The sequence below is a fragment of the Thermococcus fumicolans genome, assembly GCF_055386755.1.
The window spans coordinates 1,345,787-1,368,388 of sequence record NZ_AP042424.1 but is presented as its reverse complement, the minus strand read 5'-3'; the positions used below and the strand labels follow the sequence as shown (position 1 = coordinate 1,368,388).

20 protein-coding genes are annotated in these 22,602 nt (G+C 56.1%); 13 read left to right on the top strand and 7 right to left on the bottom strand.

What is annotated here, in order from left to right; genetic code table 11:
• Window positions 1-8 precede the first annotated feature (8 nt).
• Window positions 9-803 (top strand): polyprenyl diphosphate synthase, encoded by a 795-nt coding sequence (gene uppS, locus ACZ5AM_RS07515; protein WP_464914395.1) that lies wholly within the window; start codon window positions 9-11, stop codon window positions 801-803.
• Here the strand turns inward: uppS and tgtA are convergent, their stop codons facing one another.
• Complete coding sequence (tgtA, locus tag ACZ5AM_RS07510; protein WP_464914394.1) at window positions 804-2,546, bottom strand: tRNA guanosine(15) transglycosylase TgtA; 1,743 nt, start codon at window positions 2,544-2,546, stop codon at window positions 804-806.
• Between the two features lie 43 nt (window positions 2,547-2,589).
• On the bottom strand, window positions 2,590-3,507 hold the full coding sequence (locus ACZ5AM_RS07505; RefSeq protein ID WP_464914393.1) for an anion permease: 918 nt from the start codon (window positions 3,505-3,507) through the stop codon (window positions 2,590-2,592).
• Window positions 3,508-3,613: 106 nt separating this feature from the next.
• On the opposite strand from ACZ5AM_RS07505, the gene ACZ5AM_RS07500 reads away from it, so the two are divergent.
• The 3 genes from ACZ5AM_RS07500 to ACZ5AM_RS07490 are packed head-to-tail and all read left to right on the top strand — an operon-like array spanning window position 3,614 to window position 8,334.
• The gene (locus tag ACZ5AM_RS07500; protein ID WP_464914392.1) at window positions 3,614-4,282 is read left to right on the top strand and encodes a hypothetical protein; all 669 of its coding nucleotides are present in this window, start codon (window positions 3,614-3,616) and stop codon (window positions 4,280-4,282) included.
• Window positions 4,283-4,313: 31 nt separating this feature from the next.
• Window positions 4,314-6,455: an outer membrane protein assembly factor BamB family protein gene (locus ACZ5AM_RS07495; protein ID WP_464914391.1), complete on the top strand. Its 2,142-nt coding sequence runs from the start codon at window positions 4,314-4,316 to the stop codon at window positions 6,453-6,455.
• A gap of 10 nt (window positions 6,456-6,465) precedes the next feature.
• Entirely contained in the window at window positions 6,466-8,334 is a 1,869-nt protein-coding gene (locus tag ACZ5AM_RS07490) for a hypothetical protein (protein ID WP_464914390.1), read from the top strand.
• A 27-nt stretch (window positions 8,335-8,361) separates the two neighbouring features.
• On the opposite strand, the gene hmgA is transcribed toward ACZ5AM_RS07490, so the two are convergent.
• The 3 genes from hmgA to ACZ5AM_RS07475 form a co-directional block, all read right to left on the bottom strand.
• The gene (hmgA, locus tag ACZ5AM_RS07485) at window positions 8,362-9,588 is read right to left on the bottom strand and encodes a hydroxymethylglutaryl-CoA reductase (NADPH) (RefSeq protein WP_464914389.1); all 1,227 of its coding nucleotides are present in this window, start codon (window positions 9,586-9,588) and stop codon (window positions 8,362-8,364) included.
• Window positions 9,589-9,611: 23 nt separating this feature from the next.
• Window positions 9,612-10,355: a MinD/ParA family ATP-binding protein gene (locus ACZ5AM_RS07480; RefSeq protein WP_464914388.1), complete on the bottom strand. Its 744-nt coding sequence runs from the start codon at window positions 10,353-10,355 to the stop codon at window positions 9,612-9,614.
• Between the two features lie 137 nt (window positions 10,356-10,492).
• Window positions 10,493-10,717, bottom strand: a complete 225-nt coding sequence (locus ACZ5AM_RS07475; RefSeq protein ID WP_464914387.1) for a TRAM domain-containing protein — start codon at window positions 10,715-10,717, stop codon at window positions 10,493-10,495.
• A 213-nt stretch (window positions 10,718-10,930) separates the two neighbouring features.
• On the opposite strand from ACZ5AM_RS07475, the gene tdh reads away from it, so the two are divergent.
• From tdh to pheT, 8 genes are all read left to right on the top strand, one after another.
• Window positions 10,931-11,983 carry an L-threonine 3-dehydrogenase gene (tdh, locus tag ACZ5AM_RS07470; RefSeq protein WP_464916062.1) on the top strand — a complete coding sequence of 351 codons (1,053 nt, stop codon included), beginning with the start codon at window positions 10,931-10,933 and terminating at the stop codon, window positions 11,981-11,983.
• 159 nt (window positions 11,984-12,142) lie between these two features.
• Window positions 12,143-12,802, top strand: coding sequence for a hypothetical protein (locus ACZ5AM_RS07465; RefSeq protein ID WP_464914386.1), 660 nt, complete (start codon window positions 12,143-12,145; stop codon window positions 12,800-12,802).
• 93 nt (window positions 12,803-12,895) lie between these two features.
• Window positions 12,896-14,401: a phenylalanine--tRNA ligase subunit alpha gene (gene pheS / locus ACZ5AM_RS07460; protein WP_464914385.1), complete on the top strand. Its 1,506-nt coding sequence runs from the start codon at window positions 12,896-12,898 to the stop codon at window positions 14,399-14,401.
• A gap of 4 nt (window positions 14,402-14,405) precedes the next feature.
• Window positions 14,406-14,675: a DUF4258 domain-containing protein gene (locus ACZ5AM_RS07455; RefSeq protein ID WP_464914384.1), complete on the top strand. Its 270-nt coding sequence runs from the start codon at window positions 14,406-14,408 to the stop codon at window positions 14,673-14,675.
• Window positions 14,672-14,905, top strand: a complete 234-nt coding sequence (locus tag ACZ5AM_RS07450) for a DUF2283 domain-containing protein (protein ID WP_464914383.1) — start codon at window positions 14,672-14,674, stop codon at window positions 14,903-14,905. The genes ACZ5AM_RS07455 and ACZ5AM_RS07450 overlap by 4 nt, the downstream gene beginning before the upstream one ends.
• A gap of 4 nt (window positions 14,906-14,909) precedes the next feature.
• Window positions 14,910-15,122, top strand: a complete 213-nt coding sequence (locus tag ACZ5AM_RS07445) for a hypothetical protein (RefSeq protein WP_464914382.1) — start codon at window positions 14,910-14,912, stop codon at window positions 15,120-15,122.
• On the top strand, window positions 15,119-15,529 hold the full coding sequence (locus ACZ5AM_RS07440) for a PIN domain-containing protein (RefSeq protein ID WP_464914381.1): 411 nt from the start codon (window positions 15,119-15,121) through the stop codon (window positions 15,527-15,529). The genes ACZ5AM_RS07445 and ACZ5AM_RS07440 overlap by 4 nt, the downstream gene beginning before the upstream one ends.
• A gap of 5 nt (window positions 15,530-15,534) precedes the next feature.
• Window positions 15,535-17,241: a phenylalanine--tRNA ligase subunit beta gene (gene pheT, locus ACZ5AM_RS07435; protein ID WP_464916061.1), complete on the top strand. Its 1,707-nt coding sequence runs from the start codon at window positions 15,535-15,537 to the stop codon at window positions 17,239-17,241.
• Window positions 17,242-17,283: 42 nt separating this feature from the next.
• Here pheT and rbcL read toward each other — a convergent pair whose 3' ends face one another.
• Window positions 17,284-18,618 carry a type III ribulose-bisphosphate carboxylase gene (rbcL, locus tag ACZ5AM_RS07430; protein ID WP_464914380.1) on the bottom strand — a complete coding sequence of 445 codons (1,335 nt, stop codon included), beginning with the start codon at window positions 18,616-18,618 and terminating at the stop codon, window positions 17,284-17,286.
• Window positions 18,619-18,837: 219 nt separating this feature from the next.
• On the opposite strand from rbcL, the gene metG reads away from it, so the two are divergent.
• The gene (metG, locus tag ACZ5AM_RS07425) at window positions 18,838-21,081 is read left to right on the top strand and encodes a methionine--tRNA ligase (RefSeq protein ID WP_464916060.1); all 2,244 of its coding nucleotides are present in this window, start codon (window positions 18,838-18,840) and stop codon (window positions 21,079-21,081) included.
• Between the two features lie 85 nt (window positions 21,082-21,166).
• Here metG and ACZ5AM_RS07420 read toward each other — a convergent pair whose 3' ends face one another.
• Entirely contained in the window at window positions 21,167-22,423 is a 1,257-nt protein-coding gene (locus ACZ5AM_RS07420; RefSeq protein WP_464916059.1) for an RtcB family protein, read from the bottom strand.
• Between the last annotated feature and the right edge of the window lie 179 nt (window positions 22,424-22,602).

The window sequence follows — 22,602 nt, the reverse complement described above, 5'->3', positions numbered from 1 at the left end:
GGTCGGAAATGCTCTACAGACTGATATCCAAGGTTCCTCCCCTCATTTTTAAGCCGGCCTACGACTTTTACGAGTCCTACCTCCTGGAGAGGGTTAAATCGGGGAACATCCCAAAGCACGTTGCGATAATCATGGACGGGAACAGACGATGGGCGAGGAAACTGGAGAAGCCCCCCTGGTACGGCCACCTGTTCGGCTCGAACAAGCTGGAGGAGATCCTGGACTGGTGCAGGGAGCTGGGCATAAGGACGCTCACAGCTTATGCTTTCTCCACCGAGAACTTCAGGCGCTCCCCCGAGGAGGTTAACGCCCTCATGAACCTCTTCGAGCAGAAGTTCAGGGAGCTGGTTCGGGACGAGAGGGTTCACAGGTACGGCATCAGGGTCAACGTGATAGGAAGGAAAGACCTCCTGCCGGAGAACGTCAGAAAAGCTGCTGAGGAGGCGGAAAAGGCCACTAGGAAATACGACAACTACACTCTCAACCTCGCCATCGCCTACGGGGGCAGGAGCGAGATAGCCGACGCGGTGAGAGAGATAGTTCAGGACGCTCTTGAAGGGAAGATAAGTCCTGACGAAATAGACGAAGACCTGATAAAGCGCTACCTCTACCACCCAAACATGCCGGATCCGGACATAGTGATCCGAACCGGGGGTGAGGTGAGGATAAGCAACTTCCTCCTTTATCAGATAGCCTACAGCGAGCTCTTCTTCGTCGACGTCTACTTCCCCGAGTTCAGGAAGATAGATTTCCTGAGGATAATAAGGGAGTACCAGAAGAGGCAGAGGAGGTTTGGGAGGTAGTCACTTCTCCACTCCCCTCCTAACCTTCACGGCCAATCCGCTCTTGAAGATTCTCAGCTCCTCGCCGTTGAGCAGGGTCTGTCCTGTCGCGAGCAGCTCACCCCTCTCGTTCACAACCAGAACCTCATCGTAGGGCCTTATCTCTGGATCTGCATCGACCACGAACTTGGCGAAGACGTTCTTTCCTTTCCTCGCGAAGGGTTCGGCGTCGCTGTTCACAACGACGCGCATCCTCGGGAACGGGAGGACTTCGTGGAGCCTCTTGGCACCTTCTATTCCGAGCGTCAGGAGGCCGTCCTCAGCTCTAAAAGTCGCGAGGTGCTTGCCCTTGGCTTTAATCTGCCTCGGCATGCCCGTCTTCCTGGAAAGCTCGACGAAGGCATCCTTAAACGCCTCGTCCGCACCTTCACCGAACTGATATTCCGCAACGGCCATGATATAGTTCCTTGCCTCTCCTTTCCGCGGCTTCTCTATCGTGAAGTCCTCCTCGCCCTCGCTCTGGGCGAAGGGATAACTTAGGCTGAGATACCTCGGAATCTCGCCGAATATCGGATGCTTCACCGTTTCTGGGAATTTTCTCCTGACCCGCTCGGCCCGCTCCCTGGCCCTAACGGCAGTTGGCCACCGCAGGGATTCCTCGCTCACCTTGAAGAAGGCGCTGGCTTTGGTAACCGGCTCGTTCTTCTCGAGGTATTCCCTGTATTCAAACAAGCGCTTGTAGGCGGCGAACATCTTGGGGTGGCTCCTAGCGCGCTCGTCGACCAGCTCCCACAGCGTTCCTTCCTTTATCGCCTGCTTCACCCTGTTGAGCTCCTCTCTTATGACCCAGAGGTTGTGGATTGCCAAAAGCCTCGTCCTTTCTTCCTTTGGCATCTCGCGGAGTTCCTGGGGGGTGTAGCGCGAGCAGACGGGACAGGAGCAGGGGAAGTACTCGAGCTCCTCCAAGCGTTTCGTTCCTTCTGGCGTTAGATAGCGGTCGTCTTTAGCATACAAGGCATAGCTTGCCGAGTCGAAGAGGTCTATCCCCATCGCCACAGCCAAGGCGAAAATCATCGGATGGCCGGCACCGAAGAGGTGGACGGGCCTGTCCGGCCTGAGGCCCTGCTTCGAGGCGATGACGATGTCAACCAGATCGCGGTAGCGGTAGCTCTCCATCAGCGGGACTACGGCCCCAATCGGGTGGATCTCGAAGTTCATCTCGCTGAGCCTTTTGGCGGCGTAGGTTCTTAACTCGGGGTAGGTTGAACCCTGAACGGCCGCGTTCATGGCGATCTCCTTTATCCCATCCGCTTCCTTCGCCCTCTCCAGCGTTATCCTCAACTCCTCCTCCGCATTCTCGCGGGGAGCATCGGGCGGGGTCGGTATGTCGAGGAAAGTCCCCACGTCAACTCCTATGTCGTGCTGGAACTGGACTATCTCGCGGTTCGTGACCTCGACGCCCCCGTAGCGCATGAGCTGGAAAGAGCCGGAATCGACCTCGATTATGCCATCGTAGTCGAGCAACTTGTGAATTCCCACCTCAAGCGCCTTCTCTCTCAGCTCGGGCGTCTTGTAGATTATGTATGAGTTCGTGATGATCATCCCGAAACCCATCTCCTTCAGCTCTTTCGGGGTCACGATGAGCTGTTTTGGGTTGACGACGGGCATTATGGCCGGCGTTTCTATCGTCTTCCCGTTAACCGTCAGTTTTCCAATCCTGCCCGCGGCGTCTCTCGCCCTGATCTCAAACTTGAAGTCAGCCATTTTCTCACCTCCAGCAAAGTTGGCATCCTTTGTTTAAAAAGCTTCAAAGACCGGAAAAGAGCCTTACCAGCACGAACGCCAGAACGCCCGCCCCAAGCGGAGCCGTTATCCATCCCCTCAGGATCCCCTTCATGGCCTTTTTATTGACCGGTCCCCCTTTGTAGACGCTAACCCCGGATATAGCTCCCACAATAGCCTGCCCGGAGCTCACGGGTATCCCAAAAAAGTTGGCCGTTGTAACTGCCAGAGAGGCACCCATCTGGGCGGAAAAGCCCGAAGTTGGCCCCAGGGGTGCCAGATCCCTACCAACGGTCATCATGACCTCATAGCTGAAAGTCAACGCCCCCAGCCCGAGGGAAAGGGCCAAAAAGACCCTGCTGGGAAATCCACCGTCCACCAGGCCGATAACGTTGGCCAGCTCGTTGGTCCCAAGGTTAAAGGAGGCGTAGGCCGCGGCTATGAAAACCAGCCACTTCTGTGTTAGCTCCAGCAATCCCAGATGTTTTATCCTGTTGAGCACCCTTTTGTAGACGGAGTAGATCGCGATGGAGAACGCTCCAGCAAGAAAGGGGGATATAACCCACGTCAAAACGATTTTTCCCACCACCCCCCAGTTTACGGGGAGGCCCGAGGCCAGGGAAGCCCCAACGAGGGCCCCTATTATTGCCTGGGTAGTCGATATGGGGTTGCCCCAGAGACTGGCGAGGGTTACGGCGGAGGCGGCGCTGAAGAGAACTAGCCCGATGCTGAACCAGTCCATGCCGCCGGCTAACCCGGCCACTGTGCCCGACACGCCGGAACCGCCCATTATAGCCCCAACCGTCACGAAGGCCCCGATCACAAGGACAGCCCTCTTAAAGCCGATTATCCCCGAGCCAACGGCGGTTCCAACGGCTTTGGCGCTGTCGTTTGCGCCTATCGCCCATGCCATGAAGAACGCGCTGGCCAGCAACCCCAGCATGCCCCCACCTCTATAGTCTATATAGTCTATGTGGCTCGGATGTGTGCATTTAAAAAGGTTTCGATCGCGGTGAAACCTTTTTAAGAACCACGCGATACCTCTGGCGATGGTTAGGTACCAGAACATCAAGTACGCCTACCGCAGGATGATCAGCTCGAAGTACGTTAAGTACTACAGGGTGAAATGCGAGCTCCTCTCCGCCTGCCTGGGGAAGCTCAGGGGCTTTTCCCACTTCCAGGATCCCGACGAGTACCTGCTGGTGTCGGAGGCCGAGAAGCTGTACCGGGAATCCGGTTTTGTTACCATCTTGGAGCTCACCGATGGTCTCACCAGGGTCTTCTACCTCATTCCAGGCGATTTCTCTCCAGACAACATCGAGCCAGAGTTCGAGCTCTACTTCCGGGTCAGGAATGAGAATGGTCTGAGGGCGCTCCTGAGAGTTATCCACGGGGGAAAGGTGGGCGGGAGGAGGTTCAGACACAGGTCAGCGCTGAGCTTTCTGGTGGGCTTCGTCTCCAGCTTTCTGATTTCTGCCCTGGTGGAGGAAGCCGGCCTCTGGATTCAGATGGCCGTGGTGCTGATCCTCACGGGACTTATCTACCTCATCCTCGACTACCCGTTTTCCCTGCTCTATTTCAGGGGTGTTGAGCTGACCCAGAAGCCCAGGAGGGAGCTTGCGGTTTTTGTGCTTAAACCCGGGGAGGAAAAAACGTCCGGGCAGAAGGAAGGTTCCGATAGTCATTTAAACTTTGGATCGGAGTCACTTGAGGTGTAATCTGGCAATCACAGGCTAAGGAGGGTTTGAAATGAGGAGGGCTGTTGCCGCGCTGATTTTCCTGCTGGTTGTCCTGTCCGCAGTATACACCCCGGTTTCGGCTTTCGGCGATGACATTTGGCAGGGAACCCTTCCCGAAGTTACCCTCAACCTGAATCCGAATAATTTCACTGAGGACTCGATACTGTATGCCGCAGGCGAGGACTTCTTCGTCATCGGGTTCAACGACCGGATCCTCGTCTATTCCCTCAAAGGGACGCTCCTGTGGAATAAGACGTTTGAACCGGCAACGATGGTTTCTTACGTGGGAGTGCGGGGGGAAACCATCGCGGCAACGGTCGAGAGCTATTCTGGGGACAAAGCTGGCTACCTGTACCTCTTCAACGCCACGTCTGGTTTCACTATCTGGAGGCGGAAGGTCAGCGATGCGGGGATTATATCCATGGTCTCAGCGCGCTATTTCTCAGATATGATCGTGGTGTCCGTTACCTACCCCCTCATCGTGAACGGTTCCAGGGGATACTTATTGGCCTACGACCTTCAGGGAAACAAGCTGTGGACCTTTAACGTGCCGGCTGGAGGGTTCTCCCACCAGAGCACTGCGGAGGTAAAGGAGCGGGGAGATAGGATCTTCCTTGCCGAGAACTACGCGTCCACACTCCTGTTCCCAGACATGGAGCTTGAAAACCACTCCTCCACTGTTTTCATCCTCGATAAGGGCTCGGGCGCACTGTTGAACAAGGTGGAGTTCAAGGGGTGGTACGTGCGCGGCATGGACACCTCGGAGAACCTCGTTCTAGTGGCCCTCTACACCCTCAAAAACGAAAGCGGGCTCAAAGAGGTCTCGGAATTGGTCGGGCTCTCTCTAGACGGAAAAGTGCTGTGGAGGAGGGACTTTCAGGGCAGTATAACTGTAGACGCCGACCCATCGAGCGAGTACATAGCCGTTGTGGTGCAGAACGTTAGCGTGGATGACTCCGGGTTTAGAACTGCTGAAAAGAGTCAAACACTGCTCATGACTGAAAGCGGGACAATAATTGACCGCGACTTTCCCCAGGACTGGCACAACGGGAAGGGTTATCCGCTTATCCAGAGCTCACCGGTGATCCTTCCAAACACCCACCTCGTCTTTACTGAGGTCTACTCCCCTGTTTCAAAGCAGGTATCCACTCACTACTGGTGGACAGCTCGGAATATGGGATTCGGTGGAAGTGGATCAATCGGTGATCCCCTGTGGGTATTCCCCCCAATGTTCAGAAACGTCCCCCCTTCACCGGCGCTGAGCCCGGACAAAAGGTACCTCCTCTACCTGGCGAGGGAGGGGGATCACATTAAGGTGAAGTTGATCAAGACCCGCGGGGTTCTCATGGTTACGGGCCCGACGTTGGGAGGCCTCAAACTCATGATAAACGGGACGTCCATGAACCTGTGGAACTCACAGATAAGGTACATCGGCCTCCCATGGGGCAGCTACACGGTGGAGGTTCTAAACGGGAGCAGAGTGATTTACTCCACCACTATCAGCTTGAAACCCGACTCCTACGAGAGGATTTTTGTACCCTCGGGGCGGCCGGTTAAGGAGGTCAAGCAAAACGAGACGTCCATAGCTCTAAACGGAACGAAGGTGGAGTTCAACGCCACCACCAGGATATACAGGGTAGAGATCAACAACAGGCCCGGTTATTACGTGGATCACGAGGTACAGATAACGGCCGTGCAGGGACAGCCCGAGGCCTTGAGGATGATCTTCAACGTGAGCAAGAGCGTGGCCTACAGCGTCGACGATATGATCCTCCCGCCGGACACCATAATAATTCAGAGGGAGCCGGTGATAGCATTCGACATAAAGGACCCGAGGGAAGGAAACTACACCCGTGGGTTCGCGGTGATAACCAACGCAACGCCGGAGGAGGTCGTCAAGGGCATCATCGTGGAGCACGTCCTCGTTACCAAATCCGGTGAAGCTAGAGTATCGGGAAAGGCGTCGTTTGGGGGTGCAGAAGTTACCACAACTTCTCCAAGCGGGGAGTTTAACATTACGTCGACCTCTCCGCTGGGCGAAACGTCATCCGCGTCTAAAGGCGGGGGAGGCGGGAGCGGTTCCTACATCCTAATCGGTGTGGCCACTGCCGTGCTCCTCGGGGCCGGTCTGTACCTAAGGGGACGGAAGTGAGGGGAGCTTCATGGTGTTCGGCCTCCGCGAGAGGGATGCCATAGACGCATCTCTCGTGGTCCAGGCCTTTGGCTTTGCCCTCTACGTCCTCTCCCTTTTCGGGATCGAGATCCAGATGCCCCTTTACCTGGACATAACCCTCCGCGTGACGGGTCTTTTCCTGATCTACTCCCTCCTGGCCGAGTTCCTGGAGGATGAACTTAAAACCCGTGTAAACCTCTCGCCCCTGCTGGGCATAATGCTCCTTGTCCAGATCAACCCGGTGCTAAGGTCTTATTTCTCCATTGACGTCCTGATCAGGTACGCGAGGATCCTGAACGACGTTGTGCTGGTCTCCATATTCATCCTCCTGCCGGTTTACCTCTACGCCTCGGGTGTTGGGCTTAAGGACGGCTTAAAGCTCTTCCTGTTCACGGTGGTCGTCGCTTATCCTGTCGCCCAACTCTACGACTTCTTCGTTGGGAACATCGTTTCTCTCCTCTCGGTGCTCTACCTCGTCTATGCCCTGTTGATCTCGCTCCGCAGGGGCCTTTCACCGCTGGAGGCACTGAAGCGCACGATACAGTTCGACGACTTCTTCGTGGGGGTGTTTCTGGACATCGCGTCCAGAATGGACCGGAAGTTCTTCCTGGCCTATTCCCTCCTCCTCTTCTACCTCCTCGCGGATGTTCTGCTCTACATAATCCCACCTCTCACCGGCTACGGGCGGCAGGACTGGTACATAAGTCTGCTGGGCCTGAGCTACCCCGTCGTACCAAACGGAGGGGAAGTTTTAGCCCTCGTCCTGGCTTTTATAGCCCTCGCGTTTTATCCCCTCCTGCCGGATAGGATCGGCAAAAGGACCTCGACCATGCTGCTCATCTCACCGCTGGCGGCCCTTTTTATCACAGCCCTGACCATAAACGTGGAGACTCTCGTAAACCCAAACGCTTACGGCGTGGTTCTAGCGCTTGAGAACGTCAACGTGAATATCTCTCTTTTGCTTGCGACAACGGCTTTTCTCTGGGCTTTCCTCCTCCTTCTGAGGCCCCGCGCGGGGGACGGGGTGGTAAAGCTGTTTCCGGTTTCGTTCATGCTGCGCTACACCGCGGGCTACGCCCTCTCGACTTTCATCCACATATGGACTTGGTATCGGGGCGAGCCGCTCTACGCGCTCCTCGCCGGGATCCTTGGGGTCTCCTACGTCGCCCTGGGACTGTACACAACCTGGAGAGTCGTGGGGGAGATACTCGCCAACCTGGACGCCCCACGTCTCATGGTGCTCCCCATTGGAGCCACGTTTTTCCCGCTGACCTCGGGGAACGTCTACTCGTGGATTCTCTCCTCGATCCTTATTGGGGCCCCTCTGCTAGCCCTGCTGAAGGGTTTTCCGCGCTTGGGGTTGCCCTCCTACATCGCCCTGTGGGTTATCCCCACCTACGCCGTATCAATCGTAAAGTTCCCGAGGGATCCCGCCGTCCTCGCCCTCCTGGCCCTGGCTTCCGTCGTCTACGCAGTTGTGGCTTTTCCTCAAGGAGCGGCAGATCTGAACGGCACCGTTAAAAGGTCAAACTTTGTGATCGTGTTGTTAGCCGGCCTGACTGTCGCGTACCTCCTGAGGAGAAGCCCCGCTCAGTTTCTCCCGGCGATCATGGTGGGTGGAGCCTTTTCCGAGAACCTAGTCCTGAAGCCCTCGCTGCTTTCAGCCATCTCCAAGAGGGAGGGCGTGCTCTGGTCCCTCACCCTGGCCATGGTCTATTCAGCGGCTCTGAGGGCTTCGCCTCTCATTGGGTTAGCCTTTCTTGCCTACTTCCTCCTTGAAAGCCCCTGCATAAAGAAGTGCTCGTGGGAGGGGCCTTTTTTGGTCAGACTCACCCTAGGACTGCTTGCGGCGGCTTAGTCCCCTCAGATAAGAGAAAAGCGAGAATCAGCGGCCCAGTTCCTTGTGGGCCTTCGCGAGGTGTTTAGCCGCTATGGCCGCGAGTAGAGAAAGCTCGCCCGCCAGCACAGCGCCGGCTATTATCTCGGCGAACTTCTTGGCGTTCGTTCCGGGCGGGTCTCCTCCGCCTGCGACGCCCATAATCGAGAGCGCTTCCCTCTGGGTCGGGACGCGGGTTCCACCACCGACGGTACCTATCTCGAGGCTCGGCATGGTTATGCTTATGTAGAGGTCTCCCTCAGGAGTGACTTCGGCGAGGGTTATGCCGTGCGAGCCCTCGGTTATCTGCGCCTCGTCCTGGCCGGTGGCGAGGAAGATGGCGCCAACTATGTTCCCGAAATGGGCGTTGAAGCCGTAGGAACCGGCCTGGGCTGAACCGACGAGGTTCTTGCGGTAGTTGACCTCGGCTATTAGCTCTGGAGTCGTCTTCAGCTTCTTCTCGACTATCTCCCTCGGAATCACTGCCTCGGCTATGACCGTCTTGCCGCGCCCGTTGATGAAGTTCATGGCGTTGGGCTTCTTGTCGACGCAGAGGTTACCGGAAAGAGCCAAGTACTTGACATCGGGGAACTCCTCCTCGATGACCTTCATTATCTCCTCGCTCGAGATTGTGACCATGTTCATACCCATCGCATCGCCGGTCTCGAACTCGAAGCGGAGGTAGAGGTTGTTGCCCACTATGTAGGGCTTGACATCGCGGAGCTTTCCGTGCCTGGTGACCTTGCTGACGGCCTTCTCCTGGAGGTAGTCGATGTTGTTCTTGACCCACTCCGCGACTTCCTTCGCTCTCCTCGCGTCGGGGCACTTGAGGAGAGGAGCGCGCGTCATCTTGTCATCGATGAGGGTTGTCTTGACGCCTCCAGCTTCGGTTAAAGCCGAGCAACCCCTGTTGACGCTGGCGACGAGAGCCCCCTCCGTCGTTGCGAGCGGAATGTAGAACTCTCCTTTGGCGTATTCCCCGTTGATTTTGAGCGGCCCGGCAACGCCCATCGGTATCTGGACGACGCCTATCATGTTCTCGATGTTCTTGCCTATGAGCCTGTTAGGGTCTATCGAGTAGTGGCCGATGTTGTCGAGCTTTACTCCAAGCTTCTTCTCGAGGGCTTTCCTCCTTATTTCAGTGGCGAGCTTCTTGTCGCCGTCCGTGTACTTCTCAACCTGGTGGAGCTTTATCTCTCCCCTTGCGACCTTCTCAACCAGTTCCTCGAACTCCATAACGACACCTCCAAAACCAGCAATCAGCCGAATATCCATCCCTCGAGGACTTCCCCCGCGTCGGCAAACGCCAGGGCGGCATCACTCTTGGGCCTGTAAGCCAGAACAGGGACTCCAACGTTTATGGACTCGGGAACGGCCTCGTCAAAGGGAACCCATCCCAGAACCGGAACGCCCACGTCCTCCTCGATGACGTCTATGATCTTGTCAACGACGTCAACCGACTCCCTCACCTTGTTGAGAACCACGCCTATCCTGAGCCCGTACTCCTCTCCGAGGGCCTTGAGCTTGTTGACTTCGTTCTCCACCATTGTCTCGAAGGAGTAGATGGGCGACCTCTCTATCTCGACCACTATTATCTGGTAATCGGCAACCTCAAAAGTCGGGAGGGTGTCGAAGGGAACGCCTGTGGGGGAGTCAACAAAGACGACACCGAACTTGTATTTGACCTTTTCAACCAGGTCCCTGAGGCCCTGGGGGGAGATGCCTATAACGTCGTGGAGGTTCGAGCTCCCGGGCATAACGTAGACGCCGGTCTCCCTGTGCTTGTAGATCGCCCATTCTGGGTCGAGGTTGGGATCCCTCAGGATGGAGTGGACGGTGTACTTGACGTTGTCTATTCCAAAGTGGAAGCCCAGGTTCGGGAGGTAGAGGTCTCCGTCGATCGTTAGAACCCTGTACTCCTTCTGGGCGAGATAAGCGCTCAGGTTTGCCGTGGTGGTTGTCTTTCCTGCCCCGCCCCTGCCAGTCACTACTATAACTGCCATCTCCTTCCCTCCATCCCTTAGATTCTTGAAATTCGCTTTTATTAACTTTTCCACTGTCCGAACCAAAGCGGGGTCGGGTACAAAAGGGAGAAAGGCCAAAACGGAACAAAAACGGAGAAGTAAGACACCCAGGGAGTTCACCCGATGACCTCGGCAAAGGCAAAGCGCTCTTTCACGTTCTTTATCTCGATCTCCACCTCATCCCCGACGCGGGTCTTGGGGACAAACACAACAAAGCCCCTGATCCTGGCGATACCATCTCCGCCCCTGCCGAGGGACTCAATCCGAACTCTGTAGTGCTCCCCCCGCTTTACGGGGGGCTTCCTGTCATGGAATCCACTCCTCTCCAACTCAGACACCACCCAAGCGATGTCCCTCAAAGTATGGCGGATGGGTATTTAACCCCTGTGTCAGACTAGTGAATGGGAAGGGGCAAAAATAAACGGATTGCAAACCCAATTTTCGTTTAAAGTTCGAATCTCGATAAAACATTGGGGGCAATGCTCACTCCCGTTCACCTGTAAAAAAGTTTATATCCGCGACAGATCTATGCACCAGTGTAGGGGATGATAGCCATGGCCGAAAAGATGCAGGCTATTATGAAAACCAAGCCGGCCTACGGCGCCGAGCTGGTTGAAGTTGACGTTCCGAAACCGGGCCCAGGGGAAGTTCTCATCAAAGTCCTGGCAACGAGCATCTGCGGAACCGATTTGCACATCTACGAGTGGAACGAGTGGGCGCAGAGCAGGATCAAGCCGCCCCAGATTATGGGCCACGAAGTGGCTGGTGAGGTCATCGAGGTCGGCCCGGGCGTTGATACCCTTCAGGAAGGTGACTACATAAGCGCCGAGACTCACATCGTCTGCGGCAAGTGCTACGCCTGCAGACACAACCGCTACCACGTCTGCCAGAACACGAAGATATTCGGCGTCGACATGGACGGCGTCTTCGCCCACTACGCCATCGTTCCCGCCCAGAACGCCTGGAAGAACCCCAAGGACATGAAGCCCGAGTACGCGGCATTGCAGGAGCCGCTCGGAAACGCCGTCGATACTGTCTTAGCTGGCCCGATAGCCGGAAGGAGCACACTCATCACCGGAGCCGGCCCCCTCGGCCTTCTCGGAATAGCGGTCGCCAAGGCATCCGGCGCCTACCCGGTCATCGTGAGCGAGCCGAGCGAGTTCAGGAGGAAGCTGGCGAAGAAGGTCGGCGCCGACTACGTGGTCAACCCCTTCGAGGAGGATCCTGTTAAGTTCGTGATGGATATAACGGATGGTGCGGGAGTTGAGGTCTTCCTCGAGTTCAGCGGCGCTCCCAAAGCCCTGGAGCAGGGCCTCAAGGCCGTGACTCCGGGCGGAAGGGTTTCCCTTCTCGGCCTCTTCCCGAGGGAAGTGACGATAGACTTCAACAACCTCATAATCTTCAAGGCCCTTGAAATACACGGCATAACCGGTAGGCACCTCTGGGAGACCTGGTACACGGTCTCAAGCCTCATCCAGAGCGGCAAGCTCAACCTCGACCCGATAATCACCCACAAGTACAAGGGCTTCGACAAGTTCGAGGAGGCCTTCGAGCTGATGCGCGCGGGCAAGACCGGAAAGGTCGTCTTCTTCCCGCACAAGGGGTGAAGTTTTCCCTTTTCTTTCCATCCTGTAATTTCAGGCGAAAGTGTTAAATGTCCTAAGCCCAGACACTAAAATGAATACGCCAGCTAGAAGTGCAACACATACGAAATTACTGAATCCTCACAGTTTCGTGTTTTGGAACCCTCTCTGTGGGGTGATACCGTGAACAAGAAGGCCCTGCTGTCTATTCCCATCGTGTTGATCCTCATCGCGGTTGCTGTGTTCCATAATGGCGGGGCGTCGAACGTTCGGGAGGAACACAGGCTGTGCTCCGCGGGGAAGCTTCACCTCCTCCTCGACGTCTATTATCCCGGAGAACTCGGGGCGATGGGCTACGAAATCAAAGACGACAGAATAGTTTTGCACTTCCACTCAGCGGGATCCGGCGATATAAGGGTGAACCACGCAAACTTTACGATCCCGTGCATCCCAAAGAACCTGAGTCCTGACCTCTTCGAAGTCAGCGTTGACGGGAAGACCCTCCGCCCATCTTGTGAGGGAGTTCTAACAAAGCCCGTGCTGTCCAAAACCTCCAACTCCGAGAGGAGCGTCTGGTATCTGGCGAGTCCCTACAACCTGAGCAAAATAGCACTCGTCGAGCTCCCCAGGGGATATTCCTTCAAAAAGCTCAAGCTTGAAAACGGAACCCTCGTGATCGAAGTTTCCTCCGGGGGGAGCATGGGCAGTACCGTTGTTAGATCTGAGCTCCTCGCGGAGAGATGGGAGAAAATCATCTACACCGACGGGAGCAGGACGTGGGTGGGGCAGAAGTCCGTAATGGGCAGCGGAGAGTGCCCTGTTTGGATATCTCCAACGTCCTAGCCCGGTTTCTTTTACTTTGCTGGTCATTTTAATTCTCTCTCCCACCGCAATTCTCTTAAGTCTTCCTGCACATCCCCACCGGGAGGTGGCACTATGGAACTGAGCTACCAGGAGAAACTCACGCTCATAAAACTTGGGGAGCTCAAGAAGGCTAAATTCGAGGAACTGGTGAAGAAGACGGACCTTGAGCAGGTAGCTGTTATGAGGGCTGCCTTAGGCCTTCAAGCGAAGGGCTTAGCCAAGCTCCATGAGAGGAGCGAGAAGGTCGCGGTTCTCACGGAGACCGGGAGGAGGTACGCGGAGATAGGTCTTCCTGAGTGGAGGGCCCTGAAAGTCCTGAGGGAGAAGGGCAAAGTCACCCTCGAAGACCTCAATGAGGTTCTCAGCGAGGACGAACTCAAGCCCATCGTCGGCCTCCTGAGGAAGGAGGGCTGGGCGAGCGTTAGGAAGGAGGACGGAAAGCTCGTTCTGGAGATAACCGAGAAGGGCCTCAGTGCTGCGGAGAGACCGATAGACAGGGCCCTCAGGCTCCTCGCGGAGAGAAAAACCCTCCCCCTGGGCGAGATCCAGAAGCTCGTTCCCGTTAAAGAGCTCAAGAGGAGGAAGATAGCGGAGGAGGACACGATCACCGAGAGAACCGTTGAGATAACCCCCGCCGGAGAGGAGCTCGTGAAAAAGGGCATCGACCTGAGGGAGCAGGTGTCCGTCCTCACCCCTGAGCTCATAAAGTCCGGCAGGTGGAAGGAAGTCGAGTTCAGGCGCTTTGACATCAAAGCCCCGGTGAGGAGGTTCTACCCGGGCAAGAAGCAGCCTTACCGCGCTTTCCTCGACAAGATAAGGAGAAGGCTCATCGAGATGGGCTTCATCGAAATGACCGTTGACAGCCTCATAGAGACCCAGTTCTGGAACTTCGACGCGCTCTTCCAGCCCCAGAACCATCCGGCGAGGGAGTGGACCGACACCTACCAGCTCAAGTACCCGAAGAGCGGCCACCTGCCGGGCGAGGAGCTCGTTGAGAGAGTGAAGGCCGCCCACGAGCACGGCGGCGACACCGGCTCGCGCGGCTGGGGCTACGTCTGGTCGCCGGAGAGGGCGATGCTCCTGATGCCGAGGGCGCACGGAACCGCCCTCAGCGGAAGGCAACTCGCGAAGGGCGTCGAGATACCGGGCAAGTATTTCACGATACAGCGCGTTTTTAGACCGGACGTCCTCGATAGGACTCACCTCATCGAGTTCAACCAGGTGGACGGCTTCGTCGTCGGCGAGGATTTAACCTTCAAACACCTCCTCGGAATCCTCAAGCGCTTCGCCGTTGAGATAGCCGGGGCAAAGAAGGTCAAGTTCCTGCCCGACTACTACCCGTTCACGGAGCCGAGCGTCCAGATGAGCGCCTACCACCCGGAGCTCGGATGGGTCGAGTTCGGCGGGGCTGGAATCTTCCGCGAGGAGATGACGAAAGCTCTCGGAATCGACGCACCGGTCATAGCGTGGGGGATAGGAATCGACAGATTAGCCATGTTCAAGCTCGGTATAGACGATATCCGCTACCTCTTCAGCTACGACCTGAGGTGGCTCAGGGAAGCGAGGCTCGTGTGGTGATTGAATGCACTTTACCGACCATGCCCTCGAGCGAATGTCTCTCTATTCAATTTCTCCCGAGGACGTCGAGAGGACGGTGCAGAGCCCCAAAAGGAAGTTTTTTGACATTGCTACGGGCAGATATATTGCCGTGGGAAAGAAAAACGGACATTCCCTCGTTGTGGTCTATGAAAAGAGCGGGGGAGAAACCCTAATAGTGACCACGTACCACACGAGCAAAATCGATAAAATAATCGAAACAAAACTCTCATCCGGGAGGTGGGTTGAGTTATGAGCGACGAGATCCTCGTTAGATATGACCCTGATGTTGATATCCTCTACATTAAGCTCTCTGACAAAAAGCCCGTTGATGCTGACATGAGGAGCGACGTTGTGATAGACCTCGATGAGGACGGAAACGTTGTGGGCTTTGAGATATGGCGCGCGAGGGAAATCCTCTTGCCCGAGTTCATGAAATTCATCGAGAGGATAAAGGTTGAAGGAAAGATTGAAAGCCAGGGGTGATCTTGTGCCCAAAGTAGTTATAGAAATCCCCTCCGGGGTGAGAAAGGAGTTCGTTGAACTCCAAGTCAGAAGGGCCATCGAGGCAGAGAAGGCCAGGTTGGCCTTTGTTGAAGATATTGCCAAGAGGATTAACATCGATGAGGAAGACCTTAAGGAAATCGAAGTTCTGAGGGAAGAGGCATGGCAGGACTTCAAGAAAGAGCTGGGTTTGGAGTGATCGTTGATACCAACGTGATTATCTCAGCATTGCTCCCCAGGAGCTCACGCTTAAGGGAATTCCTGCTAACGACGGAGATCCCGCTCCATGCGCCTGACTACATGCTCGTGGAGCTCAAAAAGTACTGGTCCGTCATAGAGAAGAAAGCGGAGAAACGGGGAGTAAGCAACGCCGAATTGGCTCACTTCAGGGAAGAACTGATGTCTCGGATCATATTCCACCCACTCGGCGAGTACCGTCCCTTCATAAAACGCGCCTATGAGATTTGCAGGAAGTTTGATGAAAAGGACACTCCGTTCGTTGCCCTTGCGCTTGCCCTGTTACTTCCCATCGTGACGAACGATAGGGGAATACTCGCCAACAAAGGTCCATATGACGCCCTTCCGCTTGAAGAACTGTTGAGGTGATGGTCATGCCGAAGTTCGACGTTTCAAAATCCGACCTTGAGAGGCTCATCGGGAAGAGCTTCACCGTTGAGGAGTGGGAAGACCTCTTCCTCTACGCGAAATGTGAGCTCGACGACGTCTGGGAGGAGAACGGTGAAATCTACTTCAAGGCCGACTCCAAGGACACCAACAGGCCCGACCTCTGGAGCGCCGAGGGAATAGCGAGGCAGATCAAGTGGGCGCTCGGGATGAAGAGGGGCCTGCCGAAGTACGAAGTGGAGAAGAGCGACGTTGCAGTTTACGTCGACGAGAAGCTGAAGGACGTAAGGCCCTACGGTGTCTACGCCATAGTCGAAGGCCTTCACCTCGATGAAGAGGCGTTAAAGCAGATGATAAACCTCCAGGAGAAGGTTGCTTTGACCTTCGGCAGGCGGAGAAGGGAGGTTGCTATTGGCATCTTCGACTTCGACAAAGTGAAGCCCCCGATCTATTACCGTGCCGCCGAGAAAACCGAGAAATTCGTTCCGCTCGGCTTCGAGGAGGAGCTAACGCTCGAAGAAATCCTTGAGAGGCACGAGAAGGGCAGGGAGTACGGGCATCTGATAAAGGACAAGCCCTACTACCCGCTTCTCGTCGACAGCGAGGGCAAGGTTCTCTCGATGCCGCCGATCATCAACTCCGAGATAACCGGGAGGGTGACGACCGAGACGAGGAACGTCTTCGTCGATGTCACCGGCTGGGACCTGAAAAAGATTATGCTGGCCTTGAACGTCGTCGTTACCGCCCTGGCGGGGCGCGGTGGGAAGATCAGGAGCGTGAAGGTCGTTTATCCCGACTTTGAGATTGAGACACCCGACCTGACGCCTAAAACCTTTGAGGTTGAGCTGGACTACATAAGGAAGCTCTCTGGTCTTGAGCTGAGCGACGGAGAAATCAAAGACCTCCTCGAGAGGATGATGTACGAGGTGGAGCTCGAGGACGGCAGGGCCAAGCTCCTCTATCCTGCTTTCCGTGACGACATAATGCACGCCCGCGACGTTCTAGAAGATGTGCTCATAGCCTACGGCTACAACGAGATCGAGCCAGAGGAGCCAAAGCTTGCCGTCCAGGGAAGGGGCGACAAGTTCGTCGAGTTCGAGGATGCGGTAAGGGAGCTCATGGTCGGCTACGGCCTCCAGGAGGTCATGACATTCAACCTAACCAACAGGGAGGCGCAGTACGGGAAGATGGGTCTTGAGTATGGGAAGGACTACTTCAACCACCCGCCGGCCGAGCTGGTCGAGATAGAGAACCCGATAAGCCCCAAGTGGTCCGCCCTCAGGGTCTGGCTCATACCGAGCCTGCTCGACTTCCTGAGCCAGAACACCCACGAGGAGTATCCGCAGAGGCTCTTCGAGGTCGGAAAGGCGACGCTGATAGACGAGGGCAGGGAAACGAAGACCGTAAGCGAGAGCAAGCTGGCGGTGGCTTTAGCACACCCGCGCGTGACATTCACTGAGGCCAAGGAGATACTCGACTCGGTCATGCACCACTTGGGCTTCTCCTATGAGCTGGAGGCGGTCGAGCATCCGAGCTTCATCCCGGGAAGGGTTGGAAAAATAGTCGTTGAGGGGAAGGCAATAGGGATCATAGGGGAGATACACCCGGCTGTGCTGGAGGAATGGGGAATGGAAATGCCGGTTGCGGTATTTGAGCTGTTCTTAAGGCCCCTTTACAGCGAACCGTACCTCTAAACCCTCTTTTAAACTTTTCTCGACAAATAAAAGGGAAAGGATTTAGACCGGTGTGACGTGGCCCCATTTCTCGAGGGCTCTAGCAAGCTCCTTGTGGCTCTTGGCGTACTCGTCGAGTGGTATTCCCTTCATGATGGCGTCGATAGCCTGCCTAACCGCTCTCGCCCCAGACGCCGGCCCGTCCGGGTGACCGAGGGTTCCGCCGCCGAGCTGGAGCACTATGTCGGTTCCCAAAGCTTCTATGACCGGCTCTATGTTGCCTGGGTGAAGGCCGCCTGAGCTGGTCGGGAAGGCAGGCTTTATTCCGTAGAACTTCTGCTCAAGGTGGAAGACGTCGTCATCGTCCGGTTTGTAAACGCTTTCCCTCAGTATCCTCGCGTTCTGGATTACCTCCCATTTTCCACCCTCGAGCTTTCCTGCTCCGGCCGTTCCGACGTGGAGCTGGTCTATACCGATGAGCCTGTAGAGCTTGGCGAGGACAAACATGGAAATTCCGTGGTACTTGTTCCTGGTGAAGGCGGCGTGCATGGCCCTGTGGCCGTGGACGGCCAAGCCGTAGTCGGCGGCGAGTTCAGTTATGTACTGGAGCGCCCCCCAGCCGGTGATGACAACGTCGACCATAGCGTGCTTGAGACCGAGGTCCGCGAGAACCTCAAGCCTGTGCTCCATCTCAAGGAGGGGCGCGGTTATGTTGGCGAACCAGGTCTTCTTCTCGCCCGTTTCGTTCTCGACCTTGTCGATGATCCTAGCCATTATCTCGGCCCTCTCCTCGAAGCGGTTGTACCACGGGCTGGTGAGGTTCTCGTCGTCCTTCATGTAGTCGGCTCCGTTCATGAGAAGGTCGGTGGCGAGCTTCTCGAACTCCTCGGGGGAGTAGCCAACCTTTGGCTTCGGAACGACACCGTAGAGGGGCCTGTCCTTGATGTCGAGCATCTTCCTGACGCCCTCTATACCAAAGGCCGGCCCGTTGAACTCCCTTATGAGTTTCTCCGGGAAGTAGAGATCCTCGAGGCGAAGGCCCTTGACGCGCTTCATGCCGAAGACGTTGCCCGCTATGCTCGCTAAAAGTCCTGGAAGGTTGGCCTCCTCGAAGGCGTGGAACGGGTAGGCGATCTTGACTATCCAGCTGCCATCCCCCATGTCAACGAAGTCGTAAGCTTTGGCTGAGAGGTCGGCCCACCGCTCCTCCTCGTACCAACTGTAGAGGGTCGTCCAGGTTCCCGTGGAGCTTTCCGCGGCAACGGCACCGGCCGCCTGCTCGATTGTGTAACCCTCAGCCGGCGTCACGCGGAAGACGGCTATTATGTCCCTCTTTTTGCTGGGCTCGTAGCCCTTGTCCACATAGTAGTCGTATATCTTGTCGAACTTCTCGGGCATTTTTCACACCTCCCTCCAATTAGGGAATCCTAACTATTAAACCTTCCGGTTTGCGGGCTAGAAATCTGGAAAACAATCCTTATTAACTTTTGGGTCAGGGGGCTTTGGCTCTTTTATACAAAACTATGCATATTTTATCCCCCTCTTAATAACCCACCGTAATGTTTAAAACCCGCAGGGCTTATAAGGGAGCGAACCCACAGCCGGACGGTGGTTAAAATGGTCAGGTACATGGTCACATCGGCACTCCCTTACGCTAACGGGCCGATTCACGCGGGGCACCTTGCGGGAGCTTATCTACCAGCGGACATCTTCGTGCGCTACCTGAGGCTCAAGGGAGAGGAAGTGCTCTTCGTTTGCGGAACCGACGAGCACGGAACGCCGATAACCTTCCGCGCGCTGAAGGAGGGCAGGAGCCCGAGGGAAATCGTCGACGAGTTCCACGAGCACATAAAGACGACCTTCGAGAGGGCCAAGATAAGCTTCGACTACTTCGGGAGGACTGAACTGCCTGTCCACTACCGGATAAGCCAGCAATTCTTCCTAAAGGCACTCGAGAACGGCCACCTCATCAAGAAGGTCAGTAAGCAGGCCTACTGCGAGCACGACAAGATGTTCCTGCCAGATAGGTTCGTTATAGGGACGTGTCCCTACTGTGGAGCGGAAAACCAGCGCGGAGATCAGTGTGAGGTCTGCGGTCATCCGTTAACACCGGAGATACTCATCAACCCCCGCTGCAACATCTGCGGCAGGCCGATTTCCTTCAGGGATTCAGCCCACTACTACATTCGCATGGGGGACTTCCAGGAGAGGCTCAAGGAGTGGGTTGAGAGCCAAGAGCACTGGAAGCCGAACGTTCGCAACACCGTCCTCGGCTGGATAAACGAGGGGCTTGAAGAGAGGGCCATGACGCGCGACCTCGACTGGGGAATCCCCGTTCCGCTCGACGACGAGGACGTTAAGGGCAAGGTGCTCTACGTCTGGTTCGAGGCCCCAATAGGCTACATCAGCATAACGGTTGAGCACCTGAAGAGGGAAGGAAGGGAGAACGAGTGGAAGAAGTTCTGGCTCAACCTCGACGGGCAAACTAAGGTCATCCACTTCATAGGCAAGGACAACGTGCCCTTCCACGCGATATTCTGGCCCGCTTTCCTGATGGCCTACGGGAAGTACAAAGACGAGGAAGTCGAGGCCGAGTGGAACCTGCCCTACGATATCCCCGCCAACGAGTACCTCAACCTCGAGGGCAAGAAGTTCTCCACCAGCAGGAACTGGGCGATATGGGTCCACGAGTTCCTCGACGCCTTCCCGGCAGATTATCTCCGCTACTACCTCACCGCGATAATGCCCGAGACTCGCGACAGCGACTTCAACTTCGCCGACTTCAAGAGCAAGATAAACGAGGAGCTCGTCAACAACCTCGGAAACTTCGTGCACCGCGCAATGACCTTCGTGAACAGGTACTTTGATGGCATTGTACCGGAGAGGGGAGAGCTCGACGACCTCGACAGGCAGGCCTTTGAGGAGATCGAGAAGGCCTTTGAGGAGACGGGCGAGCTGATAGCCCACTACCGCTTCAAGGACGCGCTGAAGCGCGTCATGGAGTTAGCGATCTTCGGAAACCGCTACTTCGACTACCAGAAGCCCTGGAAGACGGCCAAGACCGACCGCGAGAGGACGGCAACGACAGTAAACGTGTCGCTCCAGATAGTCAAGGCCCTCGGAATCCTCCTTGAGCCGTTCTTACCGGACGCGAGCGAGAAGATATGGCACATGCTCAACCTCGAGGAGCTCAAGAGGTGGGAGTTCACCGAGCTTCCAGCCGGCCACCGCGTCAGGAAGGCCAGCCCGATGTTCAGGAAGGTGACCGACGAGGAGATAATCCATTTCATCGTGAACTACATCGGAAGGGGCAACCCCGCGAGCGCCAAACTGCTCCTCGACAAGTACTACAAGAGGGACGACGTCTTCAAGGTCATACTGGAGCGCTTCGGGGAGGCGAGGAAGGAGGAGGCTTTGGCGCTCCTCAAGAGCATCTACGGGGAAGCCCCCGAGGTGAAAGGGGAAAAGGCCGAGAAGGCTGAAAAGGCCAAAGCTCCCGGAAAGAAAGAGAATGCAAAGAAGGAGGGTGAAAAGATGAGCTATGTGAGCTTTGACGACTTTATGAAGCTCGACCTGAGGGTCGGAAAGATAATCGAGGTCAAGGACCACCCCAACGCCGACAGGCTCTACGTGGTAAAGGTTGACCTGGGCGACGAGGTCAGACAGCTCGTCGCTGGCCTTAAGAAGTACTACAAGCCGGAAGAGCTGCTCAACCACTACGTCGTCATCATAGCGAACCTTGAACCCAAGAAGCTTCGTGGTGTCGAGAGCCAGGGAATGCTCCTCGCGGCCGACGACGGCGAGAACGTCGCCCTGTTAATGCCGGACAAGGAGGTTAAGCTCGGCTCTAGGATAAGGTGAGCCTTTTCTGAATTCTTTCACTTTTTCAATTTTCAAATTTCAAAATTTTAGGCATCAAAATTTGAGAAATTAAAGGGCAAAAGCCTCAGCCCTTCGCAACTCCCATCGGCCTCATTCTTGCGACGAGCTTCGCTATGCCCGCTTGATGGACGACGTTGACGACGTTGTCGACGCTCTTGTACGCTCCCGGAGCCTCCTCGGCAACAACACGGAGCGATGCAGCGCGAACGTAAATGCCCCTCTGCATTAGCTCGTTCCTCAGTCTGTCGCCGCGGTACTGCCTCGTTGCGGCCTTTCTGCTGAGCAGCCTTCCTGCACCGTGGCAGGAGCTTCCGAACGTTTCGCGCATCGAGCCTTCGGCTCCAGCTAAGACGTAGCTGGCTGTTCCCATCGAGCCCGGAATGAGGACGGGCTGGCCGACGTCGCGGTACGCTTTGGGTACGTCTGGATGGCCGGCAGGGAAGGCCCTCGTCGCTCCCTTCCTGTGGACGACGACCTTCACCTTCCTTCCGTCAACGACGTGCTCCTCGACCTTCGCTATGTTGTGGGCGACGTCATAGACGATACCCATCTCCATGTCCTCGGCTTTTCTCTTGAAGACTTCCTCGAAGCTCTCCCTGACCCAGTGGGTTATCATCTGCCTGTTGGCCCAGGCGAAGTTCGCAGCAGCTTTCATCGCGCTGAAGTAGCGTTGCCCCTCCTCGCTCTGGAAGGGAACGCTGACGAGTTCGCGGTCAGGCCAGGGAACGCCATACTTCCTGTTGGCCTTCTCCATTATCCTGAGGTAGTCGCTCGCAACCTGGTGGCCGAGACCGCGCGAGCCAGTGTGGACCATGACAACGACCTGTCCCTCGAAGAGGCCGTAGGCCTTGGCTATCTCCTCGTCGTAGATCTTGTCAACTACCTGAACCTCGAGGAAGTGGTTTCCGGAACCTAGGGAGCCGAGCTGGGGCGCTCCACGCTGTTTGGCCCTCTGGCTGACGGCGCCTGGATTTGCGCCCTCCATCCTTCCGCCCTCTTCGAGATGCTCAAGGTCCTCCTTCCAGCCGTAGCCGTTGTCAACTGCCCACTTTGCTCCATCGGCTAAAACATCGTCTAGCTGTGTCCAGTGGAGCCTTACCCTACCCTTGCTTCCAAGGCCAGAGGGAACGTTCTTGAAGAGCGTATCGACGAGCTCCTTGATTTTTGGCCTTACCTCCTTCTCAGTGAGGTTCGTCCTTATGAGCCTGACGCCGCAGTTGATGTCGTAGCCGACGCCTCCGGGGCTGATAACGCCCTCCTTCACATCAAATGCCGCCACTCCGCCGATTGGAAAGCCGTAGCCCTGGTGTCCATCGGGCATTACTATTGAGTACTTGTAGATACCCGGGAGCATGGCAACGTTCGCCGCCTGCTCCAGCGTCCTGTCGCTCTTCATCTTCTCTATCAACTGGTCGTCAGCGTAAACCCTTCCCGGGACCCTCATACGTCTATCGAACTTGGGGATCTCCCAGCGGATCTTGTCGACCCTTTTCAGCGGTA